Annotated in this window: 24 protein-coding genes and 1 tRNA gene (1 of these 25 cut by a window edge); 12 read left to right on the forward strand and 13 right to left on the reverse strand. The window is 57.8% G+C overall.

Annotated features, from left to right (window positions below; translation table 11 throughout):
* Nucleotides 1–8: 8 nt before the first annotated feature.
* The 3 genes from I6L40_RS05880 to I6L40_RS05890 all read right to left on the reverse strand — a co-directional run bounded on the left by I6L40_RS05880 (nucleotide 9) and on the right by I6L40_RS05890 (nucleotide 2,868).
* Nucleotides 9–257: a hypothetical protein gene (locus I6L40_RS05880; protein WP_042030661.1), complete on the reverse strand. Its 249-nt coding sequence runs from the start codon at nucleotides 255–257 to the stop codon at nucleotides 9–11.
* A gap of 308 nt (nucleotides 258–565) precedes the next feature.
* The gene (locus tag I6L40_RS05885) at nucleotides 566–1,627 is read right to left on the reverse strand and encodes an oxidoreductase (RefSeq protein WP_071913638.1); all 1,062 of its coding nucleotides are present in this window, start codon (nucleotides 1,625–1,627) and stop codon (nucleotides 566–568) included.
* A gap of 77 nt (nucleotides 1,628–1,704) precedes the next feature.
* Nucleotides 1,705–2,868 carry a multidrug effflux MFS transporter gene (locus I6L40_RS05890; RefSeq protein WP_071913640.1) on the reverse strand — a complete coding sequence of 388 codons (1,164 nt, stop codon included), beginning with the start codon at nucleotides 2,866–2,868 and terminating at the stop codon, nucleotides 1,705–1,707.
* Between the two features lie 235 nt (nucleotides 2,869–3,103).
* Here I6L40_RS05890 and rdgB point away from each other — a divergent pair, with 235 nt between their 5' ends.
* Complete coding sequence (rdgB, locus tag I6L40_RS05895) at nucleotides 3,104–3,697, forward strand: RdgB/HAM1 family non-canonical purine NTP pyrophosphatase (protein WP_033112987.1); 594 nt, start codon at nucleotides 3,104–3,106, stop codon at nucleotides 3,695–3,697.
* A gap of 74 nt (nucleotides 3,698–3,771) precedes the next feature.
* A complete protein-coding gene (gene hemW, locus I6L40_RS05900) occupies nucleotides 3,772–4,917 on the forward strand; it encodes a radical SAM family heme chaperone HemW (RefSeq protein ID WP_216995124.1) in 1,146 nt (381 codons plus the stop codon).
* Between the two features lie 117 nt (nucleotides 4,918–5,034).
* Here hemW and I6L40_RS05905 read toward each other — a convergent pair whose 3' ends face one another.
* Together I6L40_RS05905 and zntR are read right to left on the reverse strand one after the other, a co-directional pair.
* Complete coding sequence (locus I6L40_RS05905) at nucleotides 5,035–5,274, reverse strand: alternative ribosome-rescue factor A (protein ID WP_254204081.1); 240 nt, start codon at nucleotides 5,272–5,274, stop codon at nucleotides 5,035–5,037.
* 172 nt (nucleotides 5,275–5,446) lie between these two features.
* On the reverse strand, nucleotides 5,447–5,899 hold the full coding sequence (gene zntR / locus I6L40_RS05910; RefSeq protein ID WP_041209144.1) for a Zn(2+)-responsive transcriptional regulator: 453 nt from the start codon (nucleotides 5,897–5,899) through the stop codon (nucleotides 5,447–5,449).
* A gap of 421 nt (nucleotides 5,900–6,320) precedes the next feature.
* Here zntR and purH point away from each other — a divergent pair, with 421 nt between their 5' ends.
* From purH to I6L40_RS05930, 4 genes are all read left to right on the forward strand, one after another.
* Complete coding sequence (gene purH / locus I6L40_RS05915) at nucleotides 6,321–7,913, forward strand: bifunctional phosphoribosylaminoimidazolecarboxamide formyltransferase/IMP cyclohydrolase (RefSeq protein ID WP_216995125.1); 1,593 nt, start codon at nucleotides 6,321–6,323, stop codon at nucleotides 7,911–7,913.
* Between the two features lie 109 nt (nucleotides 7,914–8,022).
* Nucleotides 8,023–9,315, forward strand: coding sequence for a phosphoribosylamine--glycine ligase (purD, locus tag I6L40_RS05920; protein ID WP_216995126.1), 1,293 nt, complete (start codon nucleotides 8,023–8,025; stop codon nucleotides 9,313–9,315).
* A 247-nt stretch (nucleotides 9,316–9,562) separates the two neighbouring features.
* On the forward strand, nucleotides 9,563–9,937 hold the full coding sequence (locus I6L40_RS05925; RefSeq protein WP_041209147.1) for a cytochrome b562: 375 nt from the start codon (nucleotides 9,563–9,565) through the stop codon (nucleotides 9,935–9,937).
* Entirely contained in the window at nucleotides 9,918–10,472 is a 555-nt protein-coding gene (locus I6L40_RS05930) for a cytochrome b/b6 domain-containing protein (RefSeq protein ID WP_216995127.1), read from the forward strand. Before I6L40_RS05925 ends, I6L40_RS05930 begins: the two co-directional genes overlap by 20 nt.
* 165 nt (nucleotides 10,473–10,637) lie before the next feature.
* Here I6L40_RS05930 and I6L40_RS05935 read toward each other — a convergent pair.
* The 5 genes from I6L40_RS05935 to rpsU form a co-directional block, all read right to left on the reverse strand.
* A tRNA-Ile gene (locus tag I6L40_RS05935) sits at nucleotides 10,638–10,714 on the reverse strand.
* Nucleotides 10,715–10,887: 173 nt separating this feature from the next.
* Nucleotides 10,888–12,744 carry an RNA polymerase sigma factor RpoD gene (gene rpoD, locus I6L40_RS05940; protein WP_043851640.1) on the reverse strand — a complete coding sequence of 619 codons (1,857 nt, stop codon included), beginning with the start codon at nucleotides 12,742–12,744 and terminating at the stop codon, nucleotides 10,888–10,890.
* Between the two features lie 222 nt (nucleotides 12,745–12,966).
* Nucleotides 12,967–14,754 carry a DNA primase gene (gene dnaG, locus I6L40_RS05945; RefSeq protein WP_216995128.1) on the reverse strand — a complete coding sequence of 596 codons (1,788 nt, stop codon included), beginning with the start codon at nucleotides 14,752–14,754 and terminating at the stop codon, nucleotides 12,967–12,969.
* Nucleotides 14,755–14,842: 88 nt separating this feature from the next.
* Nucleotides 14,843–15,286 (reverse strand): GatB/YqeY domain-containing protein, encoded by a 444-nt coding sequence (locus tag I6L40_RS05950; protein ID WP_005341238.1) that lies wholly within the window; start codon nucleotides 15,284–15,286, stop codon nucleotides 14,843–14,845.
* Nucleotides 15,287–15,301: 15 nt separating this feature from the next.
* On the reverse strand, nucleotides 15,302–15,517 hold the full coding sequence (rpsU, locus tag I6L40_RS05955) for a 30S ribosomal protein S21 (RefSeq protein WP_005309452.1): 216 nt from the start codon (nucleotides 15,515–15,517) through the stop codon (nucleotides 15,302–15,304).
* Between the two features lie 180 nt (nucleotides 15,518–15,697).
* Here rpsU and tsaD point away from each other — a divergent pair, with 180 nt between their 5' ends.
* Nucleotides 15,698–16,711: a tRNA (adenosine(37)-N6)-threonylcarbamoyltransferase complex transferase subunit TsaD gene (gene tsaD, locus I6L40_RS05960; protein WP_033113942.1), complete on the forward strand. Its 1,014-nt coding sequence runs from the start codon at nucleotides 15,698–15,700 to the stop codon at nucleotides 16,709–16,711.
* A 545-nt stretch (nucleotides 16,712–17,256) separates the two neighbouring features.
* Here the strand turns inward: tsaD and I6L40_RS05965 are convergent.
* A complete protein-coding gene (locus tag I6L40_RS05965; RefSeq protein WP_041209157.1) occupies nucleotides 17,257–18,576 on the reverse strand; it encodes an anaerobic C4-dicarboxylate transporter in 1,320 nt (439 codons plus the stop codon).
* A 129-nt stretch (nucleotides 18,577–18,705) separates the two neighbouring features.
* Nucleotides 18,706–20,148, reverse strand: a complete 1,443-nt coding sequence (gene aspA, locus I6L40_RS05970) for an aspartate ammonia-lyase (protein WP_033113944.1) — start codon at nucleotides 20,146–20,148, stop codon at nucleotides 18,706–18,708.
* A 443-nt stretch (nucleotides 20,149–20,591) separates the two neighbouring features.
* Here aspA and I6L40_RS05975 point away from each other — a divergent pair, with 443 nt between their 5' ends.
* Entirely contained in the window at nucleotides 20,592–21,056 is a 465-nt protein-coding gene (locus tag I6L40_RS05975; protein ID WP_041209158.1) for an FxsA family protein, read from the forward strand.
* A 34-nt stretch (nucleotides 21,057–21,090) separates the two neighbouring features.
* Here the strand turns inward: I6L40_RS05975 and I6L40_RS05980 are convergent, their stop codons facing one another.
* Entirely contained in the window at nucleotides 21,091–22,425 is a 1,335-nt protein-coding gene (locus I6L40_RS05980; RefSeq protein WP_254204097.1) for an MATE family efflux transporter, read from the reverse strand.
* A gap of 257 nt (nucleotides 22,426–22,682) precedes the next feature.
* Between I6L40_RS05980 and I6L40_RS05985 the strand changes: the two genes are divergently transcribed.
* The 4 genes from I6L40_RS05985 to I6L40_RS06000 form a co-directional block, all read left to right on the forward strand.
* Nucleotides 22,683–22,976, forward strand: coding sequence for a co-chaperone GroES (locus tag I6L40_RS05985; RefSeq protein ID WP_005309514.1), 294 nt, complete (start codon nucleotides 22,683–22,685; stop codon nucleotides 22,974–22,976).
* A gap of 45 nt (nucleotides 22,977–23,021) precedes the next feature.
* Entirely contained in the window at nucleotides 23,022–24,656 is a 1,635-nt protein-coding gene (gene groL, locus I6L40_RS05990; RefSeq protein ID WP_216995130.1) for a chaperonin GroEL, read from the forward strand.
* Nucleotides 24,657–24,760: 104 nt separating this feature from the next.
* Complete coding sequence (locus I6L40_RS05995) at nucleotides 24,761–25,264, forward strand: molybdopterin-binding oxidoreductase (protein ID WP_041209177.1); 504 nt, start codon at nucleotides 24,761–24,763, stop codon at nucleotides 25,262–25,264.
* 24 nt (nucleotides 25,265–25,288) lie between these two features.
* Nucleotides 25,289–25,995, forward strand: partial view of a bifunctional diguanylate cyclase/phosphodiesterase gene (locus tag I6L40_RS06000; RefSeq protein WP_071913661.1) — the 5' portion only. 1,225 nt of this gene lie beyond the right edge of the window; the window shows 707 of its 1,932 coding nt (coding positions 1–707); its start codon is at nucleotides 25,289–25,291; the stop codon falls past the right edge of the window.

Here is a 25,995-nt window from a genome sequence, read left to right on the forward strand (position 1 = left end):
GTGCAGGCTTAGTTGGCCTTGGCATCGCTCACTGCAGCTTCAACCTTGGTAGCAGCTTCGTCAGCAGCTTTTTCAACGGTTGCAGTCGCTTCGGAGGTGGCTTTCTCTACAGTAGAGGTGGCTTCGCTAGCGGCTTTTTCTACAGTTGCAGCAACTTCGGCGGCCGGAGCAGCAGCAGGCGCGGCAGCTTTTTCTTCTTTCTGACCGCAAGCAGTCAACATCAGACCCAGGATACCGGCTACCAGTACTTTGTTCATGTGCATTCCCTCAAAAAAAGATGGAGAGATGGTCGAAACAACCATCACTGCGCCCACCGTGACCCGGAATAAAACAAGAGGCCGGGACTCAGGCAGGCGGGCGCAATATAGCCCCATTGGTTACCGATGAAAACGGATATCACAATGACATTTTTTCGTGCAGTGGATAAAAAGCTCCACTGCAACGACTGATATCAATACAAGATGCCGCTTATTTGCGGTTTGTGCACAATAAACAACCAAGTTATTGATGTTGATTGGCAGTTTAAACGGTATTCATATCTGTCAGAGCGGCAACCTGTACCGCGTTAGTCAGACAGCTTTTGACAGCTCAGCCGTTGCCCCAAGCGGTTGCTCTCGCGGGCCAGATCCAGCAGTGCCATCACCGCCAATGCTTCCGTGGCGGGTACCGGGTTATCTCCCTCACCTCTGATGGCGGCACAGACGCCACGGTAGTAGGCGCCGTAATCGCCCGCTGCGCCGGTCAGGCTCTGTTGCTGCAATTGGCCATCCACGATGCGACTGAGCTGACCGGGTTCGCTATCCAACCCCCAATCCGCTGCCGGTGGCCGCTTGCCCAGCTTGAGCTGATCTTCCTGCACATCCATACCGAATTTGACAAACGAGCCCTGACTGCCGTGAACGATAAAGCGGGGCATGGTGGCCGATACCAGACAGCTACCATGCAGGATCACTCGCATTGCGCCAGACCGTTCACCATAGCCCAGCACCACATGGAAGTAGTCATCAGCCAGGGCACCGGGGCGCTGCCCGGCAAGGTCTGCCTGCAGCCAGTCCGGTTGGCCGAACAGCTGCAGCGCCTGATCCAGCACATGGGGGCCGAGATCGAACCAGAGGCCGGAACCCGGGCCACCCGCTTCGCGCCAGCGTTGACGCACCTCGGGGCGATAGCGATCGAAATGGGATTCGAACTGGGCGATCTGCCCCAGCGTCCCCTCGGCAATCAAACGGCGCACGGTAAGGAAATCCCCGTCCCAACGGCGGTTGTGGAAGATGCTGAGCAGTCGCTGCTGCTTTTCGGCCAACTCGACCAGCTCTGCCGCTTCGGCCAGATCCAGCGCAAACGGCTTGTCGATGACGACGTGCTTGCCTGCCAGCAGCGCCTGGCGGGCGAGGGGGGCATGGGTATCGTTGGGGGTGGCGATCACCACCAGATCGACGGTCTCATCGCTCAGCACTTCTTCCAGTGAACCAACCCGGCAGCCGGGCAGATCGGCCTGCACCTTGGCAGCATCGCGGCTCACCACCCAGCTCAGAGATAAACCGGGCGTGGTGGAGAGGAAGGGGGCGTGGAAGGTCTTGCCTGCAAAGCCATAGCCCACCAGGGCGGCGTTGAGAGAGTGGCTCATCGGGGTTCTCCGCTGACGTCGAGTGACAAACAAGAAGGGGGCCCACGGCCCCCGGAGTGTGCATCAGAGCACAGGATTTATTGCAAACACAAGCGGCGTCCGCGGCGTGTCATCAGCATCACCAGCGGCGGTAGCAGCAGCCACATATGCAGTGCCAGCTGGCTGAGCGGGTCGTGCATCAGGGCGCCGGTCAGGCCAACCAGAGCACCGGAGCCGCTCATCTGGAACAGGCCGAGCAGGGCGGCGGCGGTACCGGCGCAGTGGCCGAACGGTGCCAGCGCCATCCCGGCGGCCGAACCCAGGATCATGGCAAAGCCGATGCTGGAGAGGAATACCGGCCCCATCATCGCCAGCGGATGTTCGATGTGCATCGCGAGGGTCAGGGCGATGGCCGAGAGCATCAGTACCAGCAGGCCGATACGCAGGGTGCGTCTTGGCCCCACCTTGGCGATAAAGCGCGGGGCCATGAAACAGGCCAGAATGTTGAGCGCGGCGTTGGCGGTAAACCAGTAGCTAAAGCCGCTCATATCCAGTCCCAGCTTCACCATCAGTTGTACCGGCGCAGCGGTGACATAGGCGAGGATAACCGCCATCGCCAGCATGCACAGCGCCGCGTTGAACAGGAAGCTGGGGGTGCGCAGTACCGGGCTGTAGCGCGACCAGCTGATGAGGGCCCCTTCGCTGCGGGTCTCCTCAGGGCGGGTCTCCGGCATCCGCCACAGCAGCCAGCTGCCGACGATGAGCGCATAACCGGCCATAAACCAGAAGTTGGCCGACCAGCCCGCCTTGGCTGTGAGCCAGCCACCGAGCAGGGGGGCCAGGGCCGGGATAAAGCAGATGGCGCCATTGAGATAGGAGATCATCTGGCCGCTCTTTTTCGGGCCATAGCTGTCACGCACCACCGAGAAGGCGGCGACCGAGGTGGCGCAGGCGCCAAAGCCCTGCAGTACTCGCGCCAGCATCAATTCGCCGAGGCTGGCGGCGAAACCGGCCCCCAGCGCGCTCAGACCGTAGAGCAGCACGCCGCCCAGAGCAACCGGTTTGCGGCCATAGCGGTCGGCCAGCGGACCGACCAGCAGTTGTCCCAGCCCCATGCTGAACAGGAACCAGGTGATGGTGCCCTGCATCAGGGTCACTTCCGCCCCGAGCTGTTCGGCCATCTGCGGAATGGCGGGCAGGTAGATGTCGATGGCCAACGGGCTAAACAGCACCAGCAGTACGAGTAAAAGAATCAATGGCATCTGTCACCTCTCTATCAGCCGGAATTGAATTGGTGCGCGAGTCTACTGGCTCAAAGTAATGAATAGAAATGGTATTTAATCACTTCGGTTATTCCTCTGCGGAAACATGTATCAAAAAGCGCTCTATTGAAAGGGGGATAACTCCCGCTCAAGCCATGGCAGCAGCTGTAATTGGCGCTTTTACTAAACGCTTGCGCCGCATAGAATGCGCTGATTATTTTTGCGGAGGTGCTCGATGAACAAGCTTGTCCTGGCAACAGGTAACCAGAAAAAGGTGAAGGAGTTGGCCGCCATGCTGGCCGACATGAAGATCCAGGTGATCCCGCAGAGCGAGTTTGCTGTCTCCGATGCCGATGAGACCGGCACCACCTTCGTTGAAAACGCCATCATCAAGGCGCGCCATGCCGCCCGCATTACCGGCTTGCCCGCCGTTGCCGATGACTCCGGTCTGGAAGTGGATCTGCTGCAGGGTCGTCCCGGGGTCTACTCCGCCCGCTTTGCCGGTCAGGGTGCCGGTGACAAGGCCAATATCGAGAAGTTGCTGGCTGAGCTCAAAGGGGCTCCCGATTACCTCAAGAGCGCCCGCTTCTGGTGTGTGCTGGTCTATATGCGCCACGCCGACGATCCCACACCCATCATCTGTCAGGCGAGCTGGGAAGGGATGATCATCGATGAGCAGCGCGGTCAGCATGGTTTTGGCTATGACCCCGTCTTCTTCGTGCCGGACCACGACTGCACCGCGGCCCAGATGCCGGCCGAGCTGAAAAACCAGTTGAGCCACCGTGCCCAGGCGCTGGCCAAACTGAAAGCGGCGCTGGCGGCTCACTGAGTTAAGCCCCCACCGCCCATAACATATTGTCATCTACAATGGGGGCCTTGAGCCCCCGTTTTATTGGAACGTCCATGCTGCAACTGCCGCCGCTCTCTCTCTATATTCATGTGCCCTGGTGCGTCCAGAAGTGTCCTTACTGTGACTTCAACTCCCATGCCCAGAAAGGGGAGTTGCCTCACCTCGAATATGTCGCCGCCCTGCTGGAAGATCTGGATCAGGATCTGAAGTGGGCACAAGGGCGGCCGCTCTCCTCGATCTTTATCGGCGGCGGCACCCCCAGCCTGCTGACGGTGGAGGCGATGCAAACCCTGCTGGACGGGGTTCGGGCCCGCATTCCGCTCACTGCAGATTGCGAGATCACCATGGAGGCCAATCCGGGCACGGTGGAGGCGGACAAGTTCGCCGGTTTCCAGCGTGCTGGTATCAACCGTATCTCCATCGGCGTGCAGAGCTTCCAGCAGGAGAAGCTGACTCGGCTCGGCCGCATTCACGGCCCGGAAGAGGCGCGCAAAGCCGCTGCACTGGCCCATGCCATCAAGTTGCCCACCTTCAATCTGGACCTGATGCACGGTCTGCCGGATCAGAGTCTGGATGATGCTCTTTATGACCTGCAGCAGGCTATCGACTGCGCACCGCCGCACCTCTCCTGGTATCAGCTCACCATAGAGCCGAACACGGCGTTTGCCTCCAAGCCGCCCACACTGCCGGAAGATGACACCCTGTGGGATATCTACGAGCAGGGCCACGCCATGCTCACCGCCAGCGGTTATCGCCAGTACGAGATCTCGGCTTACGCCAAAGAGGGTTACCAGTGCCGTCACAACCTCAACTACTGGCGTTTCGGCGACTATCTGGGGATCGGCTGTGGTGCCCACGGCAAGGTGACCGATCTCGCGGATCTGCAGATCCTGCGTACCGCCAAGGTGAAGCATCCGAAAGGGTATCTGGACAAGAGTCGCCCCTATCTGGACGAGCAGTGGCAGGTGACGGCAGACGATCTGCCGCTTGAGTACTTTATGAACCGCTTTCGCCTGTTCGAACCGGCCCCCAAGGCGGAGTTCGAGGCCTATACCGGCCTGCCGCTGGAGCGGGTGGAGACGGTGCTGACCATTGCCCAGAGCAAGGAGCTGATCGACGATCTGGGCGACAGCTGGCAGCTCACCTCCCTCGGCCATCGTTACCTTAACGTGCTGCTCGAACTCTTTATGGATGAGTAAACTGCCTGTTGAGGCGCGCTTTTGAGGCGGTGAGTTAGCGTTGCTAGACCGCTTTTTCAGTAAAAACAATCAGGGCGCCATTGGCGCCCTGATTGTTTATGGTCGATAGAAACCCGCTCAGCAGCAGACGCGGATCATCTGCTGTTGGCCGGGCTCCCACCGCTTGCCGAATTTGGCCTTGCGCCGGTAACTCCCCTTGCCCTTCTTGTTGCGCTCGACCCGGCTGCGAAACAGGGGATCGGAGAGCAGGGCATGCAGATGGTTATCCTTTATCTCGCCGCGCTGATGGGCATAGTGGCCCCCTTGCGCATCTTCCTCACGGGGGAGGGCGGGTTGGTCGACCCGAATCTTGGCCATGATGGCTCCTCTTCTTTCTTCTCTTGGTGTGTTGGCTCTGTGTCTGGATGGCGGTTTTCGCGACGGGCGCCTGTTCAGGTGAGCACCCGGCAACCGGATGCACTGGCACCGGTTAAAAACACGGCGATTTTGTCACCAAATCGCCGCTGGAGCAATGAGCGGGCTGGTGCCGTCAGCCAACGTGGTCATGCTCATCGTGGTTATGATGCTCGTGATGAGCGGGTGCTCCCGACTCCAGTGTTTCCAGAATGGCGCAGTGCTCCGCCGAGCGCGGCCCGCCACAGCAGATGTTGGAAAGCTCGCGCAGGTTGTCGCGAAAGCGGGTCAGTTCGATGATCTTCTGCTCCACCTGGGCCAGCTTGGTGTCGGCTACCGCTTTTACCTCCTGACAGGTGACCTTGGCCTTGTTGGTATCGAGGTCGAGCAGCTCGCCGATATCGGCCAGCGAGAATCCCACCGACTTGGCGCGAATGATGAACTCCAGCCGCCGCTTGTCCTGTTCGCTGTAGAGGCGGTAGCCAGATTCGTTACGGATCCCCGGCGAGATGAGCCCGTTCTTCTCGTAAAAACGCAGGGTATCTGCCTTGACCCCGCACGCCTTGGCCAGTTCACCGATCCGGTACATGCCCTTTTCTCCCGTTGGATATGCGACTCAACAAAACCGGAACCCACTATCACCCCTTTGCCGGACGATTGCCAGCCAAGGGCATAAAAGGGGCAGACAAAAGTTGGTTTGGCCGCTCTTTTGCCATAAAACCCTTAAATGGCAAACGTTTGGCAAAAATCAAGTGGCAAACGTTTAACGCCGCGCCACACAAGGGTTTTGCTATTTAAAAAATCCACCACCCGTCACATTTTTTGTGTAGAATACGCGCCCATAAGAGAGCGCCGCACCAAGCGGGCATTTCTTAAAGCACTTTTGCCGTTGTCAGGCCTGTGGCGAGAGTGGTTTGCGAAATCCCCCCACTTCCATTTATTTGGGGACTCTCTGTGTTGAGCCTCGCCTCCCATGGAACGGTCCCCGTTATGTTGAGGACGATAGTGTGATGGAACAAGCTCGACCCATTCGCCGTGCACTGCTGAGTGTGTCTGACAAAACCGGCATTCTGGAATTTGCCAAGGCACTCAACGAACGCGGCGTCGCCCTGCTCTCTACTGGCGGTACTGCCAAGTTGCTCGGCGAGGCGGGTCTGCCGGTGACCGAGGTCTCCGACTACACGGGTTTCCCTGAAATGATGGATGGCCGGGTCAAGACCCTGCATCCCAAGGTTCATGGTGGCATTCTCGGCCGTCGGGATCAGGATGACGCCATCATGGCTCAGCACGCTATCTCCCCCATCGACATGGTTGTCGTCAACCTCTACCCCTTTGCTGCTACCGTTGCCAAAGCGGGCTGCACTTTGGCCGATGCGGTCGAGAACATCGACATCGGCGGCCCGACCATGGTGCGCTCTGCGGCTAAAAATCACAAAGATGTCGCGATCGTGGTCAAAGCTGCCGACTACGATCGGGTTATTCGTGAGATGGATGCCAACGGCAACAGCCTGAAACTGGCAACCCGTTTCGATCTGGCCATCGCTGCCTTCGAGCACACCGCTGCCTACGACGGCATGATCGCCAACTACTTCGGTACCATGGTGCCCTCTTATGGTGACAACAAGGAGGGTGACGAGGAGTCCCGCTTCCCGCGCACCTTCAACAGCCAGTTCATCAAGAAGCAAGACATGCGCTACGGCGAGAACAGCCATCAGGCTGCCGCCTTCTACGCCGAGGAGCATGCCGCGCCGGGTTCCGTCTCCAGCGCGGTTCAGCTGCAGGGCAAGGCGCTCTCCTACAACAACATCGCCGACACCGATGCGGCGCTGGAGTGCGTGAAGGAGTTCGACGAGCCGGCCTGCGTCATCGTCAAACATGCCAACCCGTGTGGCGTGGCCGTCGGTAACGACTTGCTGAGTGCCTACGACCGGGCTTACCAGACCGATCCCACCTCCGCCTTTGGCGGTATTATCGCCTTTAACCGCGAACTGGATGGCGCCACTGCCAAGGCCATCGTCGAGCGTCAGTTCGTCGAGGTGATCATCGCCCCGACTGTCAGCCAGGAGGCCCGCGAAGCGGTCGCTGCCAAGCAGAACGTGCGTCTGCTTGAATGCGGTCAGTGGACTGCTCCGGCGCAAGGGTTTGACCTCAAGCGCGTCAATGGCGGCTTGCTGGTGCAGGAGCGCGATCTCGGCATGGTGACGCTGGGCGACCTGACCGTGGTCAGCAAGCGTCAGCCGACCGAGGCCGAGCTACAAGATCTGCTGTTCTGCTGGAAAGTGGCCAAGTTCGTCAAATCCAACGCCATCGTCTACGCCAAAGATGGCCAGACCATCGGCGTTGGCGCCGGCCAGATGAGCCGCGTCTATTCGGCCAAGATTGCCGGTATCAAGGCGGCAGATGAAGGGCTGACCGTGGCGGGCTCCGTCATGGCCTCCGATGCCTTCTTCCCGTTCCGCGACGGCATTGATGCAGCAGCTGCTGCCGGTATCTCCTGCGTGATCCAGCCGGGTGGCTCGATGCGCGATCAGGAGGTGATCGACGCCGCCGACGAGCACGGCATGTGCATGGTCTTTACCAACATGCGCCACTTCCGTCACTGATGGATCAGGGCCGCCACGGGCGGCCCTTTTGTTGTCTCTTTTCCACTGACTATTGCGACCGGCTTCCCTCTGGCGGAAGCCTGTGACCCACATAGAAGCGAGCGATACGATGAAAGTACTGATCATTGGCAATGGTGGCCGCGAACACGCCCTGGCCTGGAAAGCCAAGCAATCCCCTCTGGTGACCCGGGTCTTCGTCGCCCCCGGCAATGCAGGCACCGCTCACGAAGGGAGCATCGAGAACGTGGCCATCGCTGCTACCGATATCCCGGCTCTGCTGGCGTTTGCCAAGGAGCAGCGCATCGGTCTGACCATCGTCGGCCCGGAAGCGCCGCTGGTGAAAGGGGTGGTCGATGCCTTCCGTGCCGAGGGGCTGGCTATCTTCGGTCCGACTGCGGCTTCTGCCCAGCTGGAGGGCTCCAAGGCCTTTGCCAAGGATTTTCTGGCCCGTCACGCCATCCCGACTGCCGAGTACCAGAACTTCACCGAGGTTGAGCCAGCGCTGGCCTATCTGCGCGAGAAGGGGGCGCCCATCGTCATCAAGGCCGATGGTCTGGCCGCAGGCAAGGGGGTGATCGTGGCGATGACCCTGACCGAGGCCGAAGAGGCCGTGCGCGACATGCTCTCAGGCAATGCTTTTGGCGACGCTGGCGCCCGGGTGGTGATCGAGGAGTTCCTGGAAGGGGAAGAGGCGAGCTTCATCGTCATGGTCGATGGCGAGCATGTGCTGCCGATGGCGACCAGTCAGGATCACAAGCGGGTAGGGGATGGTGATACCGGCCTCAATACCGGCGGTATGGGCGCCTATTCGCCGGCTCCTGTGGTGACTGATGAAGTGCACCGCAGGGTGATGGAGCAGGTGATTATGCCGACCGTGCGCGGCATGGCGGCCGAGGGCAATGTCTACACCGGTTTCCTCTACGCTGGCCTGATGATCGACGGTCAGGGCAATCCCAAGGTGATCGAATTCAACTGCCGTTTCGGCGATCCCGAGACCCAGCCCATCATGCTGCGGATGCGCTCCGATCTGGTGGAACTCTGTCTGGCCGCCTGTGCCGGCAAGCTGGATCAGGTAGAAGCGAATTATGACCCCCGCGTGGCCATTGGCGTTGTGCTGGCTGCTGGCGGTTATCCCGGCGACTACCAGCAGGGCAAGGCCATCAGCGGTCTGCCGGTGGAAGAGGCGAGCGGCGAGAAGGTATTCCACGCGGGTACCCGCCTTGAGGGGGATACCGTAGTAACCGCCGGTGGCCGGGTGCTGTGCGCCACCGCGCTGGGTCACACAGTGGCCGAAGCGCAGCAGCGTGCCTATCAGCTGGCTGCGCGGATCCAGTGGGATGGTGTCTTCTATCGCAATGACATCGGCTGGCGCGCCATCGAGCGTGAACAGCAGGCTGGTTGATGAACGGTAACCGCAGTGACAAGCCCCGCCAATGGCGGGGTTTTTTATGCCGGAAAGTGCCTTATTGCCGATGCATTCATGTTGCTGTGGTTAACAAGCGAGGCACTCTTGTCACCATTTGCCACAAAAAACATCATTTTTCACAAACGCTTCACCATGAGTCATGGCATTATGCTGGTGATGAATTCTTGTTTGGATTCATAGGTGACCCTAATAATTTGAGCATGTTGTTATATAAGGAAATCCCATGTTGAAAACTGTTCGCCCCCTGCTGTTGCCCCTGATGTTCGGTCTGATCGCATTGCCTGCCATGGCTGGCGATCTGGAACAGCCGATGAAGAAGATTGGCTTCAACTACAAGCAGGCGGTCAAGGCTGATGATGCGGCTACCATGGAGAAGCACATCAACGAGATGAAGGCTCAGCTCGACATCGCCAAGCAGAAGAACATGCCTGCCGCCAAGAAGGAGAAGTTCCTCGAGGGCATGAATGAGGTACAGACCGAGCTGGATGCCAGCCTGGCTGCACTCAAGGCCGGTGACGAAGCCAAGGCGCGCGAGCACCTGGCCAAGGTCAACGACCTGAAGAAGGAGTATCACAAGTATGCCAAGCAAAAAGGGTGATCCCTTTCGCTGGGATGCAGTGGTTCGCCTGACCCATTGGGGTGTGGCGGCCATCTGTATCGGCAATCTCTGGCTCAATGAGGCGGGAGAGGATTGGCACGAGTGGCTCGGTTATACGGCCATCGCGCTGGTCTCCGTGCGTTTGCTCTGGGGGCTCACCTTTGCCCGTGGCTACGCCCGCTTGGGCGCCCTCATCCCCAAAGGTGAGGATTTTCGCCAGCAGATGCACGAGATGCGTGAACGGTTGCCACCGGCGCCAGGCCATCATGGCAGCGGCAAGTTGGCGGTATGGGCGCTCTGGTTGCTGGTGCTGGCAACTGCCGGTACCGGCTGGTTCCAGAATACCGAGATGGGGTTTGATCTGGGAGCTGATGACTGGCATGTCTGGTGCACCTGGGCACTGCAGGGCATGATCGCACTGCATCTGCTGGCCATTGGGTTCACCTCGTGGCGTCAGCGCAGCAGTCTGGTGATCCGGATGCTGCCCACGCTTCCCCGTCACGCCTCGAACCAGCGTCGCGACGAGCAGACCTGAGGCTCAGCATTAGGCTCCTTGCCCTCGCTCGAGGTGCCTGATCCGGACCCTGCCCAGACCCGCCCATGGCGGGTCTTTTCTGATGACCTCATCGATCCCATCACTGGACATTGCCCGATCCGCAGATGCAAAAAGGCCGCTCATGATGAGCGGCCTTTTTCAATTTGGTGGCCCCTGGGGGACTTGAACCCACGACCAATCGATTATGAGTCGACTGCTCTGACCAACTGAGCTAAGGGGCCAAATTGTGCATTTAGCGGCGTGGATTATAGGGGAAGTGCCAAGGGCAGTCTATAGGCATATCAACCACTTGGCGACTAATTGTCCAGCTGGATCCGGGGGCATGCCGGAACAGGATGGATAAAACAAAGCCCCGCATAGCGGGGCTTTGGCAAGCTGGTTGGCACGACCCTGATTATTCGTCCAGGAAGCTGCGCAGCACTTCCGAGCGGCTCGGATGGCGCAGTTTGCGCAGAGCCTTGGCTTCGATCTGACGAATACGCTCACGGGTAACGTCGAACTGCTTGCCCACTTCCTCAAGGGTGTGGTCAGTGTTCATGTCGATACCGAAACGCATCCGCAGCACCTTGGCTTCGCGAGCTGTCAGACCGGCCAGCACTTCGCGGGTCGCGTTGCGCAGGCTTTCGCTGGTTGCTGCATCGGCCGGCAGAGCCAGGGTGGTATCTTCGATGAAGTCGCCCAAGTGGGAATCTTCATCATCACCGATGGGCGTCTCCATGGAGATAGGCTCTTTGGCGATTTTCAGTACCTTGCGGATCTTGTCTTCCGGCATGCCCATGCGCATGGCCAGCTCTTCCGGGTTCGGTTCACGACCCATCTCCTGCAGCATTTGACGGGAGATACGGTTGAGCTTGTTGATGGTCTCGATCATGTGTACCGGGATACGGATGGTACGGGCCTGATCCGCGATGGAGCGGGTAATGGCCTGACGGATCCACCAGGTTGCATAGGTCGAGAACTTGTAGCCACGACGGTATTCAAACTTGTCTACCGCCTTCATCAGACCGATGTTGCCTTCCTGGATCAGATCGAGGAACTGCAGACCGCGGTTGGTGTACTTCTTGGCGATGGAGATAACCAGACGCAAGTTGGCCTCAACCATCTCTTTCTTCGCTCGGCGGGCCTTGGCCTCACCGATGCTCATGCGACGGTTGATATCCTTGATCTGGGCAATCGACAGACCGGTCTCTTCTTCGATCTGCTGCAGTTTGCCGATGGCGCGCTGCACCTCTTCATCCATCTCCATCAGACGGGGAGACCAGGCTTTGCCAGCCTGCTTCTGGTATTCAAACCAGGCAGTTTCGCACTCGTTGTTGGTGAAGGCCGCGACGAAGGTTTTCTTCGGCATCTTGGCCTGCTCAACGCAGAGCTTCATGATGATGCGTTCCTGCACCCGAACCCGCTCCATCATTTCGCGCATGTTGTTGACCAGGCGATCGAACTGCTTGGGCATCAGGCGGAATTGACGGAACACATCGGCCAGCTGGGCGATGGCGGCCTGAGTATCATCGTGCGCGCGACCATTCTTCTGAATGGAGAGGCGGGTCACTTCATACTGGGCGCGCAGTTCGGCGAACTTCTCGCGAGCGACTTCCGGATCCGGACCACCGTCACCGTCATCGTCAGAGTTGTCACCGTCTTCGTCTTCATCTTCGTCTTCATCTTCGTCTTCGTCAGCCAGGTCATCCTCGCTGAGTTCGGAACCGATGTGAGTGGCGGTCGGCGCCATATCTTCGGTATCGTTCGGATCGATAAAACCGGAGATGATGTCGGAGAGACGCAGCTGCTCGGCTTCGTACTTGTCGTACTGTTCGAGCAGGTAAGTGATGGCTTCCGGGTACTCCGCTACGGAGCTTTGTACCTGGTTGATACCGTCTTCGATACGCTTGGCGATGTCGATTTCGCCTTCGCGGGTCAGCAGTTCGACAGTACCCATTTCCCGCATGTACATGCGGACGGGATCGGTCGTGCGACCAATCTCGGATTCAACAGATGCCAGAGCCTGGGCCGCTGCTTCGGCAGCGTCCTCATCGGCGGTACCCCCTTCAGCCATGATCAAGTCATCGGCATCCGGAGCGTTTTCAACCACTTGAATGCCCATATCGTTGATCATCTGAATGATGTCTTCGATCTGGTCTGAATCGACAATATCTTGCGGGAGGTGATCGTTCACCTCGGCATAGGTCAGGTAGCCCTGTTCTTTACCTTTGGCAACGAGGAGTTTAAGCTGAGACTGCGGGGTTTGCTCCATAGAACTCATCCGGTTGGTGCTGCTAGGTTGCGCGTACAGTGCGCTGCTGCGCAAATAGCCAATTCTAATAGAAAACCGCCAGACATGCTATGTCTGGTTGCGGCGTCGGTCATGAGAAACCCCTGCCCGCAGTATTGTCGGGGCCAGGCGGTTATAAAATTTTTGCTTTTCATCCCGTCGATTCGGGCAACGCTATCCATATTGGGACTAATCACTCAAATATCAAGCCCCACTCTCATTTCTTTTCTCAATTTGCACCTCTCTGATCAGCATCATCAACTCTTGGGTTTCTTCGGAGCTTAGTCCTTCCTGAGCCACTTTGGCCTGCAATTCTTCGATCCGTTGTTTCAGAAACAGGTTGATGAAACCGACGAAGGTATCCTGCAACTCTCCCAGAATATCCGGCTCCTGATCGAGTTTGATCTCCTCGAACAAGTCGTGCATCGCCAGCTGGGCGAGGATTTCCCCCTCTTTGGTGCCGCGCCAGTGTTCCAGCAGGATGCCGGTAGTGATACCGGGCTGTGTCAGGATCTGCTGATGCAGCTGCAGCAGGAAGGTAATCCCCTGCAAGCGCAAACCCGCCAGTTCCGGCATTGCCGGCAGCTCTGCCGTCACGGCCGGGTATTGAACCATCAGTGCCAATGCTCGGCGCAGCGGGGTCAGCTTGGCAGCCTTGGGCTTGTTGACCTCGGCCTTGGGCTGGCTGTTGCGGGCAAACAGTTCGGCAATTCGCTGCTTGTTCTCACCCCAGCGCATCATGCTGGAGAGGCGGGTGATCAGCCCCTCGCGGGTGAACCCTTCCGGCACGCGGCGGATAAGTTCTGCGGCCTTGTTGGCCACTTCAAACTTGCCCGCTTCACCGGAGAGCGCCGCGTCGCGACCAAGACGCTCGAACATGAAGTCGGCGAAGGGTTGGGCTTCATCGAGCAGGGCTTCAAAGCCTTCCTTGCCGATCTGGCGTACCAGCGAGTCGGGATCCTCGCCATCGGGCAGGAACACGAATTTGAGTTCACGGCCATCCTGCAGATGGGGGAGGGCGTTATCCAGCGCCCGCCACGCGGCTTCACGACCAGCGTTGTCGCCGTCGTAGCAGCAGACCACCTCAGCGGTGGTACGAAACAGGGTATGGATGTGATCACTGGTGGTCGCGGTACCCAGTGCCGCCACCGCATAGTCGATGTCGTACTGACCGAGCGCCACCACGTCCATGTAGCCCTCAACCACCAGGATCCGGCGTGGATCCTTGTGTGCCTGCTTGACCTCATAGAGGCCGAACAGCTCCCGCCCTTTATGGAAAATCGGGGTTTCCGGCGAGTTGAGGTATTTGGGGGTGCCGTCACCCAGCACCCGGCCACCGAAGCCGATGACCCGGCCGCGCTTGTCACGGATCGGGAACATGATGCGATCGCGGAAACGATCGTAGCTGCCACCGCCACTCTCACGAGTGATCAGAATGCCACCCGAGATAAGCAGCTGTTCGTGATCCCGGCTGGCACCAAAGCGGCGACGCACCTGATCCCAATCGCTTGGGGCATAACCGATGTTGAAGCGTTTGACCACTTCACCGGTCAGCCCGCGTCCCTTGAGGTACTCCACCGCATGGGGAGCACTCTTGAGATTGCTCTCGTAGAAGCGGGCGATCTGGTTCATCAGCTCGAACAGATCCTTGCTGACGGCTGGCTGGCTATGACCAGATCCACCGCTGCTCTGCTCGCGGGGCACCTGCATGCCCTGCTGGCTGGCGAGCTCTTCGATGGCATCGGGGAATTCGAGGCCGTCATACTCCATGACAAAGCCGATGGCGTTGCCGTGGGCGCCACAGCCGAAACAGTGATAGAACTGCTTCTCCTGGCTGACGGTAAAAGAGGGGCTTTTTTCGTTATGAAAAGGGCAGCAAGCCTGGTAGTTCTTACCGGCTTTTTTCAGCCGCACTCGCGAGTCGATCAGCTCGACTATGTCTGTGCGTGCGAGCAGATCGTCGATAAAGGATTGGGGGATCCTGCCTGCCATAACCGTCCTGTTTCACTGCGATAGAAAATAAAAAAGCCGCGCATTCACAAGGAAGCACGGCTTCTTCGACCAAACAAGAGTTTGCCTGTTACGCCAAGCGGGTTTTCACCTGAGCACTGACGGCGCCGACATCGGCACGACCCTGAATTTTTGGCTTCAAGACAGCCATGACTTTGCCCATGTCAGCCATGACGGCAGCACCGCTCTCGGCGATGGCTTGCTCGATCAGGGCGGCAATTTCGTCTGCGGTCAGTTGTTGAGGCAGGAACTCCTGCAGCACAACGATCTCGGCGGACTCTTTGTCGGCGAGATCCTGGCGACCGGCAGCTTCAAATTGGCTGATGGAATCGCGGCGCTGTTTGACCATCTTGGTCACGACAGCGAGGATATCCTCATCATTGAGCTCGACACGGGTATCGACTTCACGCTGCTTGATTTCTGCCATCAACAACCGGATAGCGCCCAACCGCGGCTTGTCTTTGGCAAGCATGGCGAGCTTTTGCTGATCCTTGAGTTGATCCTTCAGAGACACGGCATGATCCCTTGATTAGTACAGGCGGATACGACGTGCGTTTTCGCGAGACAGCTTCTTGGCGTGACGCTTAACGGCAGACGCTTTGGCGCGCTTACGAATGGTAGTCGGCTTCTCGTAGAACTCACGGCTACGAACTTCGGACAGGATACCGGCTTTTTCGCAAGAACGCTTGAAGCGACGCAGAGCAACGTCAAACGGCTCATTTTCACGGACTTTGATTACTGGCATGTGCCTTTCACCTCAGTGATAAAATTGTTAGCTGACCTTCAATCGATCAGCATGACTTAAAATGGTGCGAAATTATACTCTGGACAGGGAATGAAAGTAAACCCGCAGAGATCGCTCTGGTTTAAAAAACCCGCGAAGGTTACCATAGCCGTCTCATTTTAGCAGTGAAAATTTTTAGCAATGCGTGTATTGGGCATAGAGACATCCTGTGACGAAACCGGGATCGCGATCTTCGACGATCAAAAAGGGATCCTTTCCCACCAGTTATATAGCCAGGTCAAGCTGCATGCGGACTACGGTGGCGTTGTTCCCGAGCTCGCCAGCCGGGATCACGTTCGCAAGACGATCCCGTTGATCCAGGCCGCATTGCGGGAGGCTGGACTGGGCAAGGATGACATCGATGGCATCGCCTATACCGCGGGGCCGGGTCTGGTTGGCGCCATTCTGGTGGGGGCCACCATCGGCCGTTCACTGGCGATGGCGTGGAACAAGCCGGCTATCGCCGTCCACCATATGGAAGGTCACCTGCTGGCGCCCATGCTGGAAGAGAAGGCCCCCGAGTTCCCCTTCGTGGCGCTGCTGGTCTCCGGTGGCCACTCCATGCTGGTACGGGTTGATGGCATCGGCAGTTATCAGCTGCTGGGCGAATCCATCGACGATGCCGCCGGCGAGGCGTTCGACAAGACCGCCAAGCTGATGGGGCTGGACTATCCGGGTGGCCCGCTGCTCTCCCGTCTGGCCGAGAAGGGCACCACCGGGCGTTTCCACTTCCCCCGTCCCATGACTGATCGCCCCGGGCTCGACATGAGCTTCTCCGGCCTCAAAACCTTTGCCGCCAACACCATTGCCGCCAACGGTGATGATGAGCAGACCCGCGCCGATATCGCCCGTGCGTTTGAAGATGCGGTGGTCGATACCCTGGCCATCAAATGCCGTCGTGCCTTGAAAGAGACCGGCCTCAAGCGTCTGGTGGTGGCGGGTGGCGTCAGTGCCAACCGTCACCTGCGCGCTCAGCTGGCCGAGCTGATGGAGAGCCTCAAGGGCGAGGTGTTCTATCCGCGCACCGAATATTGCACCGATAACGGCGCCATGATCGCCTATGCCGGCATGCAGCGCCTGAAAGCGGGCGTGTTCGAGCCGCTGGCGGTCAAGGCCGTGCCGCGCTGGCCATTGGATACCCTGGATCCGGTCTGATCCTGAGGATCCTCTCCCTGCCGGGCCAGTGATGTGACATGCCCCGGGCATGCTCTCTGTGAAGACGGGAGCCTGTCCGGGGCATTTTTATTGCTGTGCCACGGCCTGCCTGATTATTCCTTGTAGATCGGAAGATCCCTCTGTGACGTCTGCGGCCACCCCCTCAAGCCCACTGTTGGCATCCATGTCGCGCTATAAATTAAATTTATGCATTTTGGCAAATTGGCCTCATTTTCCCTTATGCCTTTGCTAGCTCCTGCCTGTGGATCTGTTTTTGCCCTTTATTACCGCCAGCTCGCCATCGTCCGATCCTGATAGATGCCTGCGCCCACAGAGTGCCGCCAGAACGCGCCTGATAAAGAGGTGAGGAAAGGAAGGTGACGGTGCGGGGCTAAGCCATGCATGGCCATCTGCTGCGTTTGATAGGGGGTGATGCGGAATCCTGCGTCACGGTTTCGCTATCAGCAGCAAGTGTCTGAGAGAGGCACAAAAAAATCCCCGCCAGCTGGCGGGGATTTTTGATTGGCGATCGACAGGCGATACGATTACAGCATGATGCCGCCGAAGAAGAAGCCCAGCGCCACGGCAATCGCGATGGTGGCGGTGCCGGGGATAAAGAAGGGGTGGTTGAACACGGCTTTGCCGATGCGGGTTGAGCCGGTGTCGTCCATCTCGACCGCGGCCAGCAGGGTCGGGTAGGTCGGCAGTACGAACAGGGCGCTCACGGCCGCGAAAGAGGCGATGGCGGTCAGCGGGCTGACACCCAGAGCCAGAGCGGCAGGCATCAGGGCCTTGGTGGTTGCACCCTGTGAGTAGAGCAGCATGGCGGCGAAGAACAGCACCACGGCCAGCAGCCAGGAGTACTGGTTCAGCAGGTCGCCAGCGATCAGCTGGATGGTGTCCATGTTGCCTTTCACGAAGACGTTACCCAGCCAGGCCACACCCAGTACGCAGATACAGGCGGACATACCGGACTTGAAGGTCGGCATGTTGGTCACTTGAGTGGCGTCCAGTTTGCACACCAGAGTCATGATGGTGGCAGCGGCCAGCATGATGCCCATGATGGCGCCATCGCGGGGGATCGGCGGGTTGGTGATGAGGCCAACTTTACCGGAGATCGCGGTGGCATAGGCCATCACGGCCACGATGGCAGCGATGAAGATCCAGACGGACAGCTTGGCGTAGGGTTTGATTTCCAGCTGGCTGGTGCCGCGCAGCTTGATCTGGCCCTTGGCTTTACGCTCCAGATAGACTTCGTCCTGCTCCAGCGGCTTGCCCATCATGTTGGCGATGAAGGCACCCAGGATACAGGCCAGGAAGGTGGAGGGGATGCAGATGGCCAGCAGGGTCAGGTAGTCAACACCGAACGGCTCGAGCATGCCGGAGAAGGCAACCACAGCGGCAGAGATCGGGGAGGCTGTGATGGCGATCTGGGAGGCTACAACCGCGATGGAGAGCGGACGGGATGGGCGGATCCCCTGCTCTTTGGCCACTTCTGCGATAACCGGCAGAGTGGAGAAGGCGGTGTGACCGGTACCGGCCAGCATGGTCATCAGATAGGTGACGACCGGGGCGGCGAAGGTGATGTATTTGGGGTTCTTGCGCAGCGCTTTTTCAGCCAGGGAGACCAGATAGTCCATCCCGCCAGCCAGTTGCATACAGGCGATGGCGCAAATGACGGACGCAATGATCATGATCACATCCCAGGGGATGTAGGTGACCAGCTGGTCGCTCGGGATCTGCACCCCGAGGCCCCAGGTCAGGACCAGAACCCCCAGACCACCGGCAAAGCCGATGCCGATGCTGCCTATCCGGGCGCCCAGATAGATAGCGGCGAGCACGACAAGTAACTCGATTCCAATCATAGCGATAACTCCATTTTTTAGTTTTTTGGTTTTTATTTGGCAAAAAGCCAATTCCCGATCGGGCTGGGGATAAAGACCAATCGGGAACTGACTTTAAATGGGCCGGGAAGATCCCGGCCCATGCGTCGCTTATACAGTGGTTTCGCGAGTGAAACGCTTGGCCTTGTATTGCGGGTTCATCAGGTTCTCGATGGAGAGGATCTCGTCCAGCTGCTCGGCGCTCAGCAGGCCGCGCTCCAGTACGACTTCGCGTACGTTCTTGCCGGTCTGGGCGCAGATCTTGCCAACGATATCCCCTTCGTGGTGACCGATGAAGGGGTTCAGGTAGGTCACGATACCGATGGAGTTCAGCACGTGGTTCATGCAGATTTCCGGGTTGGCGGTGATACCTTCCACGCACTTCTCGCGCAGGGAGATACAGGCTTTTTCCATCAGGCTCAGGGATTCGAACATTGCCTGACCAATCACCGGCTCCATGACGTTCAGCTGCAGCTGACCGGCTTCGGCGGCGAAGGTGATGGTGATGTCGTTACCGAATACCTTGAAGCAGGACTGGTTGACCACTTCCGGGATAACCGGGTTGACCTTGGCCGGCATGATGGAGGAACCCGCCTGCATTTCCGGCAGGTTGATCTCTTTCAGGGCAGTGCGCGGGCCGGAGGAGAGCAGACGCAGGTCGTTACAGATCTTGGAGAGCTTCATGGCCAGACGCTTGATGGCGCCGTGCAGCATGACGTAGGCGCCGCAGTCGGAGGTCGCTTCGATCAGGTCTTCAGCCGGTACATAGGCACGGCCGGTGATCTCGGCCAGACGCTTGATGGCCAGTGCAGAGTACTCGGGCGGGGTGTTCAGACCGGTACCGATGGCGGTAGCGCCCAGGTTCACTTCCAGCAGCAGCTCCTGGCAACGCTTGATGGATTTGATCTCTTCGCGCAGGGTCACGGCGAATGCGTGGAACTCCTGACCCAGGGTCATCGGCACGGCGTCCTGCAGCTGGGTACGGCCCATCTTCAGGATCTTCTTGAACTCGTTGGCCTTGACGTCGAAAGCGGCGATCAGCGCTTCCAGTGCATGCAGGGTCACGTCGGTGCTGTTTACAACAGCAACGCGGAAACCGGTGGGGTAGGCATCGTTGGTGGACTGGCACTTGTTGACGTGATCGTTCGGGTTGATGACGTCGTAACGACCTTTCTCCAGACCCATGATCTCCAGTGCGATGTTGGCCAGCACTTCGTTGGTGTTCATGTTGACGGAGGTACCGGCACCGCCCTGGTAAACGTCGACCGGGAACTGGTCGAAGCACTTGCCGGTGTTCAGCATCAGGTCGCAGGCTTCCACGATCTTGTCTGCAATTTCAGGACGGATGGTGCCGAGCTCGCCGTTGGCCAGCGCAGCGGCCTTCTTGGTCAGCACCATGCCACGTACGAATTCCGGAACGTCAGAAATCTTCTGAGAGCTGATCTTGAAGTTCTCGACAGCGCGCAGGGTGTGCACACCGTAGTAGAGATCATTGGAAACTTCTTTAGTGCCCAGCAAGTCTTCTTCAATGCGGACGTTCTTGATGTCGCTCATTGTAATGCCTCAGAAATCAGATAAATGGAAAAATCCTCACCGAGTGGTCGCGAGTTCCTTGCGCACAGCTCATCCTGAAGCACCACACACCGAGTGGGGCGATTGGGAGTGTGACCTCCCTAATAACTAATCAACATACTACTCCAATTGAGGTATCGGTTATTAGAGCTGGATCACTAATCTGGTGACATCTTCAAATTCCTTTGATGAATGTACACATATGTTGTACATGATTTATCACCATGATTTTTATAAAAATTTGTAATTTTTTGCTGATTTTTTAGCGCTTGGTTGATGAGGGGGTCATTTGGGTGGCTTGAAATGGGCGGGTTGGCCCCCATTTATTGGGGGTAAGAAGTGGTGACTCGCGCGTCTGAACATCGTGTGCAGCTCCCGGTTCGCGGGACCACTTTTTCTCACATTTGACTGGTTGTGGAGCTTATATGGGCAAGCTGTTTCTGCTGTTGGTGGGTCTGGTGGTACTGGAGCTCACCGTGATGATCGAGGTCGGTTCTGTGATTGGAGCGCTGCCGACCGTCGGCTTGCTTATCCTGACCGCCATTCTGGGCTCTTCTCTGGTGCGCAGTGAAGGGCTCAAGACCCTGTTCAGTGCCCAGCAGAAGATGCAACAGGGCGAGATGCCGGGCCGCGAAGTGATGGGTGGCATGATGCTGGCGCTGGCTGGTCTGCTGCTGATCATTCCGGGTTTTGTCACCGACTTCTTCGGGATCCTGCTGCTGCAGCCCTGGCTGCGCAACAAACTGGCCGACAAGCTGATCGGCAGCAACCAGTTCCGAATGCAGATGGGTGGTTTCCAGCGTACTCAATCGCCGTTTGAGCAATCCCTCGACGATCATCCGAAGCAGGGTGGCACCACTATCGAAGGCGAGTTTGAGCGCAAAGAGTAATCGACGAGACGAAAACCCGAGGCGAGTGACTGAATCAGGGTTTGCCCTGATGGCACAAGGCCTCGAAGCGGTGTCGGGCATACCACCATGCGAGGGTGCCCGCCGCCAGATTGGCCAGCAGTATCCCCAGATATATCCCCTGTTCTCCCCCCCATCTGGCGCCGAGCCAGGCTCCCGGCAGTAAAAAGCCAAACAGCCGTAAGCCGTTGAACAAGAACGAGATGCTCGATGCCCGCACGCCATTGAGTGCCGAGGCGAGCAGCATCACCATCCCCTGAAATCCATATCCGATCGGTACCAGATGCAGATAGAGGATGATAAGGCGTATCACCTGTGGATGGTCGCTAAACAGGTTGGCGATGAGTGGCGCCAGCAGCCAGGTGAGGCCATAGATGGCGAGCTGGAACAGCAGGGCAAAGCGCATGCTGCTCTGAAGCGCGGCCTTGGCCCGGGTCGGATTGCCGGCACCACAGTTTTGCGAGATGAAGGGGGCCAGCACGGAGGCGAGCGCCATCATCACGATCAGCAGCAGTGCCTCGACCCGCGATGCGGCGCCGTAAGCGGCCACCACTTCTGTCCCCAGACCGGCAAAAATCGTCATCAACACAGCATTGGCCAGCGGGTTGAGCATGTTGGTAAAAGAGGCGGGGATGGCGACATGGAGCAGTGCTCGCCAGTGGTAGAGCAGTCGGCTGCGCGGCGAGAGGCGCCACAGCAGCAACCCTTCCCGATGACGCAGGATGTAGAGGCTCACCAGCATGGCCATCAGCCATGAGATGGAGGTAGCGATGGCGGCACCCCGGATCCCCCACTCGGGGAAGGGGCCGATTCCGAAGATAAGCAGCGGATCCAGCATGCCGTTGACCAGACCGGCCACCGTCATGACGAGGCTGGGCGTCTTGGTATCGCCGGTGGCGCGGATGGCGGAGTTGCCCACCATGGGCAGCACCAGCATGGGCACGGTGAGATACCAGATCAGCATGTAGTCGTGGATAAGGGAGATAAGTTCGGTACTGGCGCCCAGCAGGGTAAAGAGCGGTTTGATGGTGAGGGCGCCCCCTGCCGAGAGCAGGGTCACCAGAATTACCGCCAGAAACAGGCTATCGGTGGCGAGGTGGGCCGCCTCTTGATGCTTGCCCTGTCCCAATGCATGACCGATCACCGCCGAGAGGCCGGCTCCCAACCCCATGGCGAGCGAGGTGACCACGAAGGTGACCGGAAAGGTAAAGCTGATGGCCGCCAGCGCTTCGGTGCCCAGCATACCAATAAAGAAGGTATCGACCAGATTGAAGGCCAGAATGGCGACGATGCCGAGGATCATGGGGCCCGTCATCTGGCGCAGTACGACAGGGATCGGTGCTGTCAGCATGGGATTGATGCGGGTCAAGGAATCGTCTCTACATCTTGCTCGAAGAGCTGGGCTGATAACTGGGCTGGCGCTGCCAGCGAGGTTCGCGAAGAGAACAGGGGCGAACAATCGAAGGCGTTTATAGTACGTGAAAAAATTTTTTTTGTATTTGCCCTTGAAGGGTTAGCAACCTCACCCCACATCAGGGACATATCCGATTTGGCCTGGAACGGCCATTCCTCAAAGCAACAATGAGACTCATTTTGGGAGAGTTATCGATGAAAATTCGTCCACTGCACGACCGCGTCATCATCAAGCGCATCGAAGCTGAAGCCAAATCCGCTGGTGGTATCGTACTGACTGGTACTGCGGCTCAAAAGTCCACCCGTGGTGAAGTGCTTGCCGTGGGGACTGGTCGAATCCTGGATAATGGCGATGTCAAAGCGCTGGCCGTCAAGGTTGGCGACAAGGTTATCTTCAACGAAGGCTACGGCGTGAAAACCGAGAAGCTGGATGGTCAGGATGTGTTGATCCTGTCCGAGACCGACATTCTGGCGATTGTCGAAGAGTAATCCATCCCCACTTTTCTCCGAATTGATTGAAAGGATTGAACAAAAATGGCTGCTAAAGACGTTAAGTTTGGTAACGAAGCCCGCATCAAGATGCTGGAAGGTGTGAACATCCTGGCTGATGCCGTCAAGGTTACTCTGGGCCCGAAAGGCCGCAACGTGGTACTGGACAAGTCCTTCGGTGCCCCGACCATCACCAAAGATGGTGTTTCCGTTGCGCGCGAAATCGAGCTGGAAGACAAGTTCCAGAACATGGGCGCCCAGATGGTCAAGGAAGTGGCTTCCAAAGCGAACGACGCTGCGGGTGACGGTACTACCACTGCAACCGTTCTGGCTCAGGCTATCGTCAACGAAGGTCTGAAAGCCGTTGCCGCCGGTATGAACCCGATGGATCTGAAGCGCGGTATCGACAAGGCAGTTGTGGCTGCCGTTGCCGAGCTGCAGGCACTATCCCAGCCGTGTGCCGACAGCAATGCCATCGCTCAGGTGGGCACCATCTCCGCCAACTCCGACGAGAAAGTGGGCAAGCTGATTGCCGAAGCCATGGATAAAGTGGGTCGCGATGGCGTCATCACCGTTGAAGATGGTCAGGGTCTGGAAGATGAGCTGGCTGTTGTTGAAGGTATGCAGTTCGACCGCGGCTACCTCTCTCCGTACTTCATCAACAAACAGGAAACTGGTTCTGTCGAGCTGGACGATCCGTTCATCCTGCTGGTTGACAAGAAAGTCTCCAACATCCGCGAAATGCTGCCGGTGCTGGAAGGTGTTGCCAAAGCGGGCAAACCGCTGCTGATCGTTGCCGAAGACGTAGAGGGCGAAGCCCTGGCGACTCTGGTGGTCAACACCATGCGTGGCATCGTGAAAGTGGCTGCCGTCAAGGCGCCGGGCTTCGGTGACCGTCGCAAGGCCATGCTGCAGGATATCGCCGTACTGACTGGCGGTACCGTCATCTCCGAAGAAGTTGGCATGGAGCTGGAAAAAGCGACTCTGGAAGATCTGGGTCGTGCCAAGCGCATCGTCATCACCAAAGAGAACACCACCATCATCGATGGCGTGGGTGATGCAGGCGTGATCGAAGGCCGTGTTGCCCAGATCCGTCAGCAGATCGAAGAGACTTCCTCCGACTACGACCGTGAGAAGCTGCAAGAGCGCGTAGCCAAGCTGGCTGGCGGCGTTGCCGTGATCAAGGTCGGTGCTGCTACCGAAGTCGAGATGAAAGAGAAGAAAGCTCGCGTAGAAGATGCTCTGCATGCTACCCGTGCTGCTGTTGAAGAGGGCGTGGTTGCCGGTGGTGGTGTGGCGCTGGTTCGCGTTGCAGCCAAACTGGCTGGCCTGCGCGGTGACAACGAAGACCAAAACGTCGGTATCAAGGTTGCCCTGCGCGCCATGGAAGCCCCGCTGCGTCAAATCGTCATCAACGCCGGTGAAGAAGCTTCCGTCATCGCCAACGCAGTGAAGAACGGCGAAGGCAATTTCGGTTACAACGCTTACACCGAGCAGTATGGCAACATGCTGACCATGGGTATCCTGGATCCGACCAAGGTAACCCGCTCTGCACTGCAGTTCGCCTCTTCCATCGCCGGTCTGATGATCACCACCGAGTGCATGGTCACCGAGCTGCCGAAGAAAGATGCTCCGGCTATGCCTGATATGGGTGGCATGGGCGGCATGGGCATGATGTAATCATCATCCCGGCTCTGTTTGAGAAACGGCTCGCTTTGGCGGGCCGTTTTTTTTTATCCGGCTAAACTGAGAGTTGTTGATAAGGATGTTATTTGGAGGTGGGTATGAAAAAACTGGGTTTGATTTCTTTGCTTTTTTCCTTGGCAAGCTTTTCCGTACTGGCATTGGGGACGCCTGCAGGGCCCGTGATTCTAAAGGTGACAGGCAATGTTAAAGCGGCAGAGACCGTTGATGGCGTTGCGCAGTTTGACCTTGCCATGTTGCAGGCACTGCCACAGCACGAGATCGTGACCGGCAATCCTTGGGTCGATAAGCCCCACAAGTATCGTGGGCCCAAACTGGCTGATGTACTGGCGGCTGTAGGGGCTGATGATGGCAATTCCATTACCCTGACTGCACTCAATAGCTACCAGATCCGTATCAACTGGGACAAGGTCAAACGCTATGAGCCCATCCTTGCCTGGGAGGACGATGGTGTAGTCATGAAGGTGCGCGACAAGGGGCCGCTCTGGTTTATGCTGCCACTTGATCAACATCCGGAATTGAAACGCTCCGAATATACCGACATGATGATCTGGCAGCTCAGCTCGGTTGATATCCAGCATTAATCGTTTATTGCTCAGGAGTATGGGGTGAAGGAAAAGACCAAAGCCTGGCCACTTGTCGCCACTCTTTATTTTTTCATCCTGTTGTTTACGGGAAGTACTCTCTATTCTCTGGTTCAGATCCAGAATGCGACCCGAGTCATGGAGAAGTACACCTATGATGTCTCCTGGGCATTGATGCAATTGCAGCTAGAGTTGGGGCGGTTTCTGAATAGTGTCGAGGTTTACCACTACGGTGGCATCGACCACGAAGCCCTGATGCTGCGTTATGACATTCTCTGGAGTCGAACCCCAATCTTGCTTAGCGGCCAATTGCGCAAGAGCATGGAGGACAAGCAGAAGACCCTGCGTCTGGTGCAGCTGATCGAAAGCAATATCCGCAATATGGAAGCTGATATCACCAGGTTGAAAGTGGGATCTCCGGATTACCAGCAAATCATGATGCGCCTTGCACCTTTGCAAGAACCACTTTCCTATTCTCTTGCATCTGTCATGCAGAAAAACATCAACATCTATTCAGAGAACGATCGCCATTTTGCCCAGCTGCGTAATGCTCTGCTGATGATGGTATCTGGTCTGGTTATCTCGGTACTCTTGCTCAGTGCGCTGCTTATATATGAAGGGCGGCGTCATTTCAGAGCTGTGCGGCGAGATCCTCTGACCGGATTGCCAAATCGGGTTGCCTTGCTCGAGATGATGGAGTCCTATGCGACACAAGAGATGCCATTTGGTCT

It is taken from the genome of Aeromonas sp. FDAARGOS 1410 (assembly GCF_019048745.1).
Taxonomy (GTDB): Bacteria; Pseudomonadota; Gammaproteobacteria; order Enterobacterales; family Aeromonadaceae; genus Aeromonas; species Aeromonas jandaei.